Raw genomic sequence first — 10,784 nt, 5'->3', positions numbered from 1 at the left:
GGCTGGCAGCGGCTTGCTGTAGAAGTAGCCCTGACCTTCGTTGCAGCCCTGGGCAATGATATAGGCCTCCTGCTCGGCGGTTTCCACCCCTTCGGCAATCACCTGCATGCCCAGGCTCTTACCCAGCTGGATGATGGCGCGCACTATGGTGGCATCGTCTTCGTCTTCCAGCAGGTCCTGGACGAAGCTCTTGTCGATCTTGATCTTGTCCAGCGGCAGGCTCTTCAGGTAGCTCAGCGAGGAGTAGCCGGTACCGAAGTCATCGATGGCGATCAGCGCGCCGGAGCGGCGCAGGCTCAGCAGGTGCTGGGCGGCGGTGTTGATGTCTTCCATCAGGCCGGTTTCGGTGACTTCCAGCTCCAGACTGCGGGGCGGCAGGCGGTAGATCTGCATCAGGTTATTGACCACCCGTGGCAGCTCGGCGTGGTGCAGTTGCACGGTGGACAGGTTGACCGCCATGCGCATCTCGGTGAAGCCCTGGTCATGCCATTCGCGCAGCTGGCGGCAGGTCTGGTCGAGAATCCATTCGCCAATGGGGATGATGGTGCCGTTCTGCTCGGCCAGCGGGATAAACAGATCCGGCGGTACCAGACCATGCTGGGGGTGTTGCCAGCGCAGCAGCGCCTCGACCCCGACCACGCTGTGGTCGCGGTAGTCGACCTGGGGTTGGTAGACCAGGTGCAGCTGGTTGAGCGCCAGGGCTTCGCGCAGGTCCTTTTCCAGTTCGCGGCGGCGGCGCATTTCGCTGTCGACGCTGGCGATATAGAACTGGTAGCGGTTGCGCGAGCGGCTCTTGGCCAGGGTCATGGTCTGTTCGGCTTTCTGCAGCAGCTTTTCGGTGCTGTCGCCGTCCTCCGGGAACAGGGTGATGCCGATGGTGGCGCGCAGGCGCACTTCCTGGTTGTCCAGGGTGAAGGGGATGTCCAGGTCGTCCAGCACGCTCTGCGCCAGTTCGGCGGCCTCATAGGGCTGCTCGATATCGGCCTGAACCAGGGCGAACTGGTCGCCGCCCAAACGGGCCAACGCGCCGAGACGGCCGCTGTGGCCCCGCAGGCGGTCGGACAGGGCCAGCAGCAGTTGGTCGCCGGTTTGGTAGCTGAATTGTTCGTTGATGCCCTTGAAGTCGTCCAGGCCGACGCACAGCACCGCGACCCGGCGTTGCAGGCGGCCGGCGTCTTCGAGAATCTGGTCGAGTTGCTGTTGCAACTGCTGGCGATTCGGCAGACCGGTGAGGAAGTCGTACTGGGCCATGCGCAGCAGGCTGTTTTCCGCCTCGCGGCGCAGATGGGTGTTGCGTTCGATGGAGGAGAGCAGCTGGTTGGCGGTGTTGATCCACAGGCCCAGTTCGTTCTTCTCGTTGCCCTTGAGCATCGGCAGCTTGTGCTCGCTGGGACGATCCGGGTTGATGTTGGTCAGGTGCTCGATGATTTTCGACAGGGGTTTGGTCAGCAGCAGGTGGTAGACCAGATAGAGCACCAGGCCCATGGCCATGGCGCGCAAGACTCCGGAGATAAAGATGATCACCGAGTTGGTGACGAAGTCCTGGCCGTAGGGGGCGGTGTCGAGGGTGATGCTGAGGTCGCCGTAGTATTCGCTGTAGGGGCCGCGGCCGACCAGTTTGGTGGTGAAGTTCTGTTCTTTGCCGAGGATCGGGTCGGTCAGCCAGCGGGTAGGCATGTCGACTTGCTCGCGGGATTTTTCCGCCAGCATGGGTTCGTTGGGGTGGCCGATGGCGGCCATGCGCACCGATTCGTGTTGGAACAGGCCTTCGATCACCTGCATGCCCATTTCGCGGTCCAGGCTGTAGACCGCCTGGGTCGAGGGATCGCGGAACATGCCGAGAATGCGGTGGGCATCGTTGGCCACGGCCTGACGGGTCTTGTAGGCGTCGAAGACTATCTGTGCGCAACTCAGAACCACGCCAACGACCAGCGCCGAGAGCAGCACCACACGCAGCAACTTCAGAGACAAGCTGTTTTTGAGTTCCAGCTTCAAGTGGTGGTTCCTTGTTCGAGGCCGTAGGCGCCAGACGTTACTGAGTATTGGCAAAGTCGTGCTTGCAGTCAAAGGGCCATTAGCAAAGTGTGTCGAACAACTTGGCCGCGCGGTTAGGCCGCGAGCCTTGCTGCAGATGACAGTGCTTAACAGTGTATCGGTAGCTGTCTGGTCCGGCTTGAGCAGCGCTTAACGCTTTTCGTCGGGGCGAAAACTTGTGTGGCTGCAGTGCTGGATTCGGCGGTTCGGCTTAACCCTTTACGGCCTGGCGATGCGCGCCGAGGCTGGCGGCTCGCTAGCGGCAGGCGTTGCCGAAGCGGGCCCGGGAAGGCTGGCGCAAGCCGCAAAAAACCCGGCGCGAGGCCGGGTTTTTTGTGCTGTAACGCGGGTACTTAGGCGGCGTAGTTTTTCGCTACGAAGTCCCAGTTAACCAGGTTCCAGAAGGCTTCTACATACTTCGGACGCAGGTTGCGGTAGTCGATGTAGTAAGCGTGTTCCCACACGTCGCAGGTCAGCAGCGGAGTGTCGCCGCTGGACAGCGGGCAACCGGCACCTATGGTGCTGGCCAGAGCCAGGGAACCGTCGGCCTTCTTCACCAGCCAGCCCCAGCCGGAACCGAAGGTGCCGATGGAGACTTTGCTGAACTCTTCCTTGAACTTGTCGAAGGAACCGAAGGCGGCGTTGATCGCCTCAGCCAGGGCACCGGTCGGTTGGCCGCCGGCGTTAGGCGCCAGACAGTTCCAGTAGAAGGTGTGGTTCCAGACTTGAGCGGCGTTGTTGAAGATGCCGCCGGAGGAAGTCTTGACGATTTCTTCCAGGGTTTTGCCTTCGAACTCGGTGCCTGGCACCAGGTTGTTCAGGTTTACGACGTAGGTGTTGTGGTGCTTGTCGTGGTGGTATTCCAAGGTTTCCTTGGAGATGTGCGGCTGCAGAGCATCATAAGCGTAAGGCAGTGGCGGCAATTCGAAAGCCATGGTTGATCTCCTAATCAGGTCAGGTGCGGTGTTCGCGAAGCCGATCACGGGCGGCCATATCAGCGGCGGGAGTTATCTCTTTGTGCCGCGAGCCCTGAATCATAGCACCGGGCCCGCGGCTTAAACACGCGGCAACTGTGTGGAAAAACAACGACAGGCCTCGGTCTTGAGGCGGGCTTAGAGCCTGTTTACGATCTCGCGGGCTAGAACCAGACAAGGCGCTACGTAGTAACAGCCTTCGGCTGGTCAAAGCGGCGAGGAAGCGCGGTTTACGGGTTGTAAATGAGCATTACTCGTTTCACTCGCCCTTCGGGTCGCGCTGAAGCGCGTTAGCCGCAAGCGGCTTTCCGAGGCTGTTTTTAACGCCGGATGGCCGACGCGCAGCAGATCGTAAACAGGTTCTCAGAGCATTTGGGGATTGCTCAGCAGCTGCCAGGCAATGCTCAACATCATCGACGCCACGCCCAGATCGATCAGCCGCCAGGTGCTCGGGCGGGCCAGCCAGGGGGCGAGCCAGGCCGCGCCCAGGGCCAGGCAGAAGAACCAGATCAAGGACGCGCTGGCCGCGCCTATGGCGTAGGCCCCGGGTACCCTCTGTTGGGCGCCGAGGGAGCCGATCAGCAGCACGGTGTCGAGATAGACGTGGGGGTTGAGCAGGGTCACGGCCAATGCACTCAGCAACACCGCCCGGCGCGAGCGCGGCCCCGTGCGGGCCGCTTGGTTCAGGGCTTGCGGGCGGCAGGCGCGCAGCAGCGCCTGGGCACCGTACCAGAGCAGAAAGGCCGCGCCGCCCCAGCGCGCGATCCCTAACAATACGGGGCTTTGCGCCAGCAGGGCGGCCAGGCCGAAGACCCCGGCGGCCACCAGCAGGGCATCGCAGATCACGCAGAGCAAGGCCACCGGCAGGTGATGTTCGCGTCTCAGGCTTTGTGCCAGGACGAAGGCATTCTGCGCACCCAGGGCGATGATCAGTCCGGCGGCGACCAGCAGCCCATTCACATAGCTTTGCCACATAAGGGTTCTCCTCTTTGAATGCTGGCCAGTCTGCTGCTCTTGGTTGTATAAGAAAAATCAATAGTGCTGATTGCTCATTAGGAATACTTATTTGTTCGACTACAAATTACTCGCCGCCCTGGCCGCCGTGGTGGAGCAGGCCGGCTTCGAACGGGCCGCACAGGTGCTGGGCCTGTCGCAATCGGCGGTGTCGCAGCGGATCAAGCTGCTCGAGGCGCGTGTCGGCCAGCCGGTGCTGGTGCGCGCCACGCCGCCGGCGCCCACGGAAATCGGCCGGCGCCTGCTCAACCATGTGCAGCAGGTGCGTCTGCTGGAACGCGATCTACAGGGACAGGTGCCGGAGCTGGATGAGGGCGGTCTGCCCGAGCGCCTGCGCATCGCCCTGAATGCCGACAGCCTGGCGACCTGGTGGGCGGCGGCGGTGGGCGAGTTCTGCGCCCAGCAGCGGCTGCTGCTGGATCTGCTGGTGGAGGATCAGGACGTCGGCCTCAAGCGCATGCGCGCCGGTGAGGTGGCGGCCTGCGTATGCGCCAGCGAGCGCCCGGTAGCGGGGGCGCGGGCCTTGAGTCTGGGCGCCATGCGTTACCGCGCCTTGGCCAGCCCGGCTTTTATCGCCCGGCATTTTCCCCAGGGGGTGACGACGACGGCGCTGGCCCAGGCGCCGGCGATCGTCTTTGGCCCGGACGATCAGCTGCAGCATCGCTATCTAGCCGCCCTGGGGGTTGAGGGCGGCTTTCTCCATCACCTCTGTCCCTCGTCCGAGGGCTTTGTGCGCCTGGCCGAGGCGGGTTTTGGCTGGGGACTGATGCCCGAGTTGCAGGTGCAAGCGGAACTGGCCCGCGGCAGCCTGCAGGAGCTGTTGCCCGCGCGGCCGCTGGATATTCCGCTGTACTGGCACCATTGGCGCAACGGCGGCGAGCTGCTGGGCGCGCTGACCCAGCATCTGCAGCGGCATACGGCCACCTGGTTGGTGGCCGCACCGCACTAGCAGGCCGTTGAAAAACTACCTGGGTTGCCCCTCTTTAAGAAAAGAAAGGGGGCGTTAAAAACAGACCCGGCTGCCTCGCCTGGGTTTTTCAACAGCCTGCTTGGTTACAGCTGGAAATGCGCCAATAGCTGCTGCTGGCTGCCCGCCACGCTTTGCAGATGCTGGCCGCACTGGCGGGTGTTGGCCGCGTTTTCCCGGTTGTCGGCGGTCATGGCGCTGAGCTGGTGCATATGCTGGTTGACCTCCTGGGTGGTGGCGGCCTGCTGTTCGGCCGCCGTGGCGATCTGGAAGGCCAGGCCATGCACCGCCTGCAGCGACTCATCGAGATGACCCAGGCTGCCCAGCACGGCCTGGGTTTCATCCTCCAGGGCGCGGGCCTGTTCGGTGGAACCCTGCATGCTGGCCAGGGCCTGCTCGGAGGAGTCGCTGAGGGTGCCGATGATCTGCACTATTTCCTCGGTGGCGGTGCGGGTGCGCAGGGCCAGGTTGCGCACCTCGTCGGCCACCACGGCAAAGCCGCGACCCTGTTCGCCGGCGCGCGCCGCTTCGATGGCGGCATTCAGGGCGAGCAGGTTGGTCTGCTCGGCAATAGCGCGGATCACCTGGAGTACCGAGGCGATCTGCTGGCTGTTGCCGGCCAGGGTCTGCACCACTTGATCGGCCTGGCGCAGACCGTCGAGCAGTTGATCCTGGCGGCCGATCATGCGCTGCAGGGTGCCCTGCATGGTGGTGAAGGCGTGGCGCGCCGCCTCGCTGCTATCGGCGCTCTGGCTGGCGCTGGCGGCGATTTCCTGCACGGTGGCGGCCATCTGATCGACGGCGCTGACCACCATTTCCAGGGCTTCCTGCTGCTGATCGAGGCGACTGCTGGTCTGCCCGGCGGCGTCGAGAATATCGCCACTGGCATGGTCCACGGCATTGCTGGCCTGGCGTAATTGTTCGATCACCCCGCGCCAGGCATTGGCCATTTCATGCAGGGCCTGCATCAAGCCGTTGCCCTGGGCGTGCTGCTCGGGCAGGCGCAGTTCGCCGGCCGCCAGACGTTGCGCCAGCTCGGCCATAGTGCCCGGCTCGCCGCCCAGGGGACGCATCACGCTGCGGCTGACCAGCCAGGTGGCGAGCAGCACGGCGGCCACGGTGAGCAGGCCGAGCAGGAGAATCTGCCACATCAATTCATGCACCGGGGCGAAGGCCTGGGCCTGATCCATTTCGGCGATCAACGCCCATTGCTGACCATCGAACTCCAGCGGCACGAAGGCTTTCAGGGCCGGCTGCTGGTTCAGCCCGAGTTCGGCCAGGCGCCCCTGTTCGCCGCGCAAGGCGCGGGCGATGGCGTCGCCTTGCAGGGCGCTGGGTTGCTGCGCGGAACGCTGCACCTGGTGTGCGCTGAAACGTGCGGAGTCCGAACGCAGCAGGCCGTCGGCGCCGACCAGATAGGTTTCGCCGGCTTCACCCAGGCCCTGGCGCGTCTGCATCACGCTATTGAGCGGGGCGATGGGCAGCTCGAGCATCAGCAGGGCGATCAGCTCGCCTTCGCTGATCACCGGGCTGACCAGAAACTGGCTGGGCTCGCCGGTCTGCGGGTTGATCGCCAGATCGCTGATCTGGCTGGTCTTGCTGCTCAGGCCGGCGCTGGCCAGGCGGCCCATGGGCAGCTCGCGCCAAGCGCCTTGGCTGAGGTTCTGCTGGTAATCGTCGCCGCGCAGCACGCTGAACATCACGGTGCCGTCGCTGGCGATCAGCTTCAGCTCGCGGTAGCCGTAGGTCTGGATAAAGTTTTCGTAGATCGGGCGGTCGTAGTTGGAGGCGCTCACCAGCGCGGCGCCATTGAGCCCGCTGTAGCTGGTGCCCAGGTTGCTGGCCAGGGTGCTGAGCTGGTCGTGGCGCGCTTGCAGGTTATCCAGCAACTGTCGTTGTTTGATATTTGCTACGGCTTCCAGGGAGTTCAGCGTCTGTTCCTGCAGCGCCTTGCTGGCTTGCAGGTACACCGTAAAGGCCATCGCCAGCACGGGAAACAGCCCAATAAGCAAGTAACTCATGGCCAGCTTTAGGCGTAGCGGCATATTCGATGGCTCCACGGGTAGAAGGGTTACAAAGACCTTGGGTGTTGAATATTCTGCAAGAAGCGTGCGAATTGCTTGACGGTGTGTCAATAAAATTGGCCGGTTACAGATTGAAGTGATGCGGGCGGCCCTGCGCAGCGCGAGCAGGCAGCAGATTGCAACGCGGGTGAGTCGAGGACGAGGGCGTGGCTTGAGGGGGGGGTAGCGGCAGGGGAGCGTGGTGTTAAGCGGGGCGTTACCCCCTTCCCTGGGGAAGAAGGTAACCAAGCAGGCGGCGTGAGAACTACTGCACTCGGTTATGCGGCGTTAAAAACAGCCTCAAAATGCTCATTTACAGCTCGTAAACTGCGCTTTTTCGCCTGTTTTTGCCTTGCCTAACCTTCGCTCGCTACGTTTCACGTCGCCTGTAAGATGCGCTTGGGTATCAGCTGATGCTGATGGTTCCCGAGCCCGGCAGCAGCTCCACGCAGCGTGCGCCGAGCAGTCTGGAGGGGGTGAAGTAACCGCCGGGGCCCTGGTAGTCGAGCAGATGCCTGACCGCCAGCAGCGCGCCGTGCACCGTGACCTCATAACCATTGGCGGTTTCCAGGCGCGCGGTTTTCACCTCGCCGGCGGCATTGCGTGCCTCGCCCCACAGCCAGGTGCGCAGGCGCGCGCGAGTGGCCTGGTCGGGGCCCTGCACGCGTTTTTCCACCAGGCGCTTGAGCCAGTTCTGCACCGCTTGCAGGCCTAACAGCGGGCGCAATGGATCGAGCAGGCGCATCAGAATGGCCGCCGGGGTCGGGGTGGGCAGATAGACCTCGATATTGTCGATGCCGGTGGAATGGTAGGCCGTGGAGACGTCGCCCCAGGGGATGGTCACCGCCGGTTTTTCGCCGCGACCGAAGTTGATCGCGCGGCGTTTATAGCCCAGCGGCACATCGGTGATAAGCCCTGCGCGGCGCACCTTGCCGCCGAATTGCAGGCCTTCCACCGAGGTTTTCGCCGTGCCTGGCGACAGCCCGCTGCCGGTGTCGAAGCCCAGGGCCAGGTGGGTGGCATCCGGCAGGGCCTGGTGCAGGCTGGCGGCCAGGCAGTCGCTGGGAATCACATCGAAGCCGACGCCGGGGCAGACCACCAGGCCGCGCTCGCGGGCCTGCTGATCGCGGCCGTGAGCGGCTTCGAAGACGCCGATCTCGCCGGTGATATCCACATAGTGAGTGTTGCTGGCCAGGCAGGCGTCGAGCATCGGCCCGCTGGTTGCGGAGAAGGGCCCGGCGCAGTGCGCCACTACCGCTATATCCGCCAGGGCCTCACGAGCGCGCTCGGCTTGCTGGATATCGAAGACCCGGCATTCCAGCCCGAGCAGGCTACCCAGAGCATGCACCGCCGCCGGGTTGCGTCCGGCCAGTATCGGCGTGAGTCCCTGGCGCTTGGCTTCGGCGGCCAGCAAGTGGCCGGTGTAGCCGTTGGCGCCGTAGATCATCCAGTGGTTGGCCATCCTGTGCTCCTTAATAGTTGGTTGTATTGCGCCTGACAGCTTAGCCGCTGCGCCGGGCGCCGTTGGCCTAGCGCAAGGTTTGTAGGGTCGTTGTTCTGGCCTGCAATGCCAGGGCGCGTAGGCAGAGGCACTGCTAGAGTGCGGCAATGGCAGAGAATAGGGGGCGGCAATGAAGATTCTGATAACCGGCGCAAGTGGCTTTATCGGCGGTCGTTTCGCCCGCTTTGCCTTGGAGCAAGGCCTGAGCGTGCGGGTCAACGGGCGGCGGGCCGAGGGTGTCGAACACCTGCGTGCGCGCGGCGCCGAGTTCGTCCAGGGCGATCTGTCCGACCCCGAGCTGGTGCAGCAGCTGTGCCGCGATGTCGAGGCGGTGGTGCACTGCGCCGGTGCCGTCGGGGTGTGGGGCAACTACGCACACTTCCACCAGGCCAACGTGCAGGTCACCGAGAACGTCATCGAGGCCTGCCTGAAACAGCGGGTGCGGCGCCTGGTGCACCTGTCTTCGCCCTCGGTGTATTTCGATGGCCAGGCCCATGTCGGGCTCAAGGAGGAGCAGCTGCCCAAGCGCTTTTCCGATCACTACGGCAAGACCAAATACCTGGCCGAGCAGCAGGTGTTCGCCGCCCAGGAGTTCGGCCTGGAAGTGCTGGCCTTACGCCCGCGTTTCGTCACCGGGGCCGGCGATACCAGCATCTTTCCGCGCTTGATCACTATGCAGCGCAAGGGCCGTCTGTCGATCATCGGCAACGGCCTGAACAAGGTCGACTTCACCAGCGTGCACAACCTCAACGAGGCCCTGTTGAGCAGCCTGCTGGCCGCCGGGCCGGCACTCGGCCAGGTGTACAACATCAGCAATGGCGCGCCGGTGCCGTTGTGGGATGTGGTCAATTACGTGCTGCGCCAGCTGGACCTGCCGCCAGTCACCCGCCATCTGCCCTATGCCCTGGCCTATGGCGCGGCGGCGCTGAACGAGGGTGTGTGCAAGCTGCTGCCGGGGCGCCCGGAGCCGGCGCTGTTTCGCCTGGGCGTGGCGGTGATGGCCAAGGATTTCTCCCTGGATATCAGCCGCGCCCGCCAGTACCTGGACTATGAGCCCAAGGTCAGCCTATGGACCGCGCTGGATGAGTTTTGCCAGTGGTGGAAAGCCCATCACCCCAGCTAAAGCTCAGCTGCAGAGCCTGTTGCGGATCTCGCTCTAGTTCGCAGGATCCGAGGCGGGTGCTTAGGCGTAGACCCGCTGGCCGCGATAGATACGCACCGAGCCGGAACTGCTGGCGGCGTGTACCGCGTCGAGCGGCAGCGGGTGGCCGCTGTGCACACGCGGGGCCGGGACTTCGGCTTGGTAGGGGGTATCGCTAAGCTGGGCCAGGCGCTGGCCCAGTTCCCGGGTTTGCTCATTGCTGGAGTCGAGGCAGGCGCTGAGCATGGCGTTGATCGCGTCCGGCTGGCTCAGGCGAATATCCACCGCCTGTTCTTCGCGCAGCTTGCGCCGTAACGCCTGCATGCAATCCAAAACCGCTTTATTCAGTTCCATATGCCCATCCCCGGTAGTTGAAACACTGTGCGTGTCGGCAAACCACGCCGACACCCAGATTGCAGCCCTGCTCGTACTGCGCCCCTGGCGCTGCAAGCTGAGGTAGCAAAGTGCATACCAGTTCACTAAATGACGGACTGCGCGGCCTGCGCGGCGAGAGTGGGGCCGAACATGCCCTTCGTCGGTGCGCCTTGCACCGGTGTTGCGCAACGCTGAAGCGGGGCCCGTGAACCGTTATACTGCGCGGCATTCTGCGCCACTCGCATTCTTTTGAAGGTTTACCCATGCGTAACGATGCCCACGACGAACTCGATCATGTGCCCAGCCTGAGCGCCGGGGCGCGGGATCGCGATGAATTCGCGCCGGATCACCACGAGCCCAGCGCGCCGCACGCGGCTTATGGCCGCGCCACGCAGGCAGTGGAGAAAAGCGCCAGCACCGGGCCGCTGTGGGCCCTGGTCGGCGCCTTGATGATCGCCCTGGGCGGCCTGGGCTGGTGGAGCTTCCAGCAGATCAGCCTGATGGAGCAGCAGCTGGTCGCCACCCAGGAAAGCTTCGCCCGTATCAGTGAGGACGCCGCCGGGCGGATTCAGGATATTTCCGGCAAGGTGGTGGCCACCGAATCCACCGTCACCAGCGGTAGCGAGGCGCTCAAGCTGCAGGTCAAGCAGCTGGAAAACAAGCTGGCGACGCTGAGCAAGCAGCAGCAAACGGCGACCGCCGCGCAGAGCAGTCA

General features: G+C 63.9%; 8 protein-coding genes and 1 pseudogene. 3 read left to right on the top strand and 6 right to left on the bottom strand.

The annotated features are described in order from the left end of the window. The 3 genes from Q8Q83_RS08820 to Q8Q83_RS08810 form a co-directional block, all read right to left on the bottom strand. Nucleotides 1-1,995: bifunctional diguanylate cyclase/phosphodiesterase (locus tag Q8Q83_RS08820; protein ID WP_305622938.1), on the bottom strand; the 1,995-nt coding region annotated here is incomplete at its 3' end. A gap of 392 nt (nucleotides 1,996-2,387) precedes the next feature. After that, nucleotides 2,388-2,969 carry a superoxide dismutase gene (locus Q8Q83_RS08815; protein WP_305622937.1) on the bottom strand — a complete coding sequence of 194 codons (582 nt, stop codon included), beginning with the start codon at nucleotides 2,967-2,969 and terminating at the stop codon, nucleotides 2,388-2,390. A gap of 402 nt (nucleotides 2,970-3,371) precedes the next feature. Then, nucleotides 3,372-3,983 carry a LysE/ArgO family amino acid transporter gene (locus Q8Q83_RS08810; RefSeq protein ID WP_305622935.1) on the bottom strand — a complete coding sequence of 204 codons (612 nt, stop codon included), beginning with the start codon at nucleotides 3,981-3,983 and terminating at the stop codon, nucleotides 3,372-3,374. Nucleotides 3,984-4,074: 91 nt separating this feature from the next. Here Q8Q83_RS08810 and Q8Q83_RS08805 point away from each other — a divergent pair, with 91 nt between their 5' ends. Then, a complete protein-coding gene (locus Q8Q83_RS08805; protein WP_305622933.1) occupies nucleotides 4,075-4,971 on the top strand; it encodes a LysR family transcriptional regulator ArgP in 897 nt (298 codons plus the stop codon). 104 nt (nucleotides 4,972-5,075) lie between these two features. On the opposite strand, the gene Q8Q83_RS08800 is transcribed toward Q8Q83_RS08805, so the two are convergent. Continuing rightward, complete coding sequence (locus Q8Q83_RS08800) at nucleotides 5,076-7,034, bottom strand: methyl-accepting chemotaxis protein (protein ID WP_305622931.1); 1,959 nt, start codon at nucleotides 7,032-7,034, stop codon at nucleotides 5,076-5,078. 424 nt (nucleotides 7,035-7,458) lie between these two features. Continuing rightward, nucleotides 7,459-8,514 carry a trans-acting enoyl reductase family protein gene (locus Q8Q83_RS08795; protein ID WP_305622929.1) on the bottom strand — a complete coding sequence of 352 codons (1,056 nt, stop codon included), beginning with the start codon at nucleotides 8,512-8,514 and terminating at the stop codon, nucleotides 7,459-7,461. A gap of 169 nt (nucleotides 8,515-8,683) precedes the next feature. On the opposite strand from Q8Q83_RS08795, the gene Q8Q83_RS08790 reads away from it, so the two are divergent. Then, nucleotides 8,684-9,676 carry an NAD(P)-dependent oxidoreductase gene (locus Q8Q83_RS08790; protein ID WP_305622927.1) on the top strand — a complete coding sequence of 331 codons (993 nt, stop codon included), beginning with the start codon at nucleotides 8,684-8,686 and terminating at the stop codon, nucleotides 9,674-9,676. A gap of 60 nt (nucleotides 9,677-9,736) precedes the next feature. On the opposite strand, the gene Q8Q83_RS08785 is transcribed toward Q8Q83_RS08790, so the two are convergent. Then, the gene (locus Q8Q83_RS08785; protein ID WP_305622925.1) at nucleotides 9,737-10,048 is read right to left on the bottom strand and encodes a hypothetical protein; all 312 of its coding nucleotides are present in this window, start codon (nucleotides 10,046-10,048) and stop codon (nucleotides 9,737-9,739) included. Between the two features lie 284 nt (nucleotides 10,049-10,332). Here Q8Q83_RS08785 and Q8Q83_RS08780 point away from each other — a divergent pair. After that, nucleotides 10,333-10,784: pseudogene (locus Q8Q83_RS08780) on the top strand (ATPase); the annotation flags it as partial.

The sequence above is a fragment of the Pseudomonas sp. genome, assembly GCF_030696055.1.
Taxonomy (GTDB): domain Bacteria; phylum Pseudomonadota; class Gammaproteobacteria; order Pseudomonadales; family Pseudomonadaceae; genus Aquipseudomonas.
Note: the sequence above shows the minus strand (reverse complement) of the source record. Positions and strands in the feature narration are given on the sequence as shown.

Coding starts and splice junctions, on each gene's coding strand:
- Q8Q83_RS08815 (WP_305622937.1), bottom strand. CDS start 2,969: ATGGCTTTCGAATTGCCGCCACTGCCTTACGCTTATGATGCTCTGCAG.
- Q8Q83_RS08810 (WP_305622935.1), bottom strand. CDS start 3,983: ATGTGGCAAAGCTATGTGAATGGGCTGCTGGTCGCCGCCGGACTGATC.
- Q8Q83_RS08800 (WP_305622931.1), bottom strand. CDS start 7,034: ATGCCGCTACGCCTAAAGCTGGCCATGAGTTACTTGCTTATTGGGCTG.
- Q8Q83_RS08795 (WP_305622929.1), bottom strand. CDS start 8,514: ATGGCCAACCACTGGATGATCTACGGCGCCAACGGCTACACCGGCCAC.
- Q8Q83_RS08790 (WP_305622927.1), top strand. CDS start 8,684: ATGAAGATTCTGATAACCGGCGCAAGTGGCTTTATCGGCGGTCGTTTC.
- Q8Q83_RS08785 (WP_305622925.1), bottom strand. CDS start 10,048: ATGGAACTGAATAAAGCGGTTTTGGATTGCATGCAGGCGTTACGGCGC.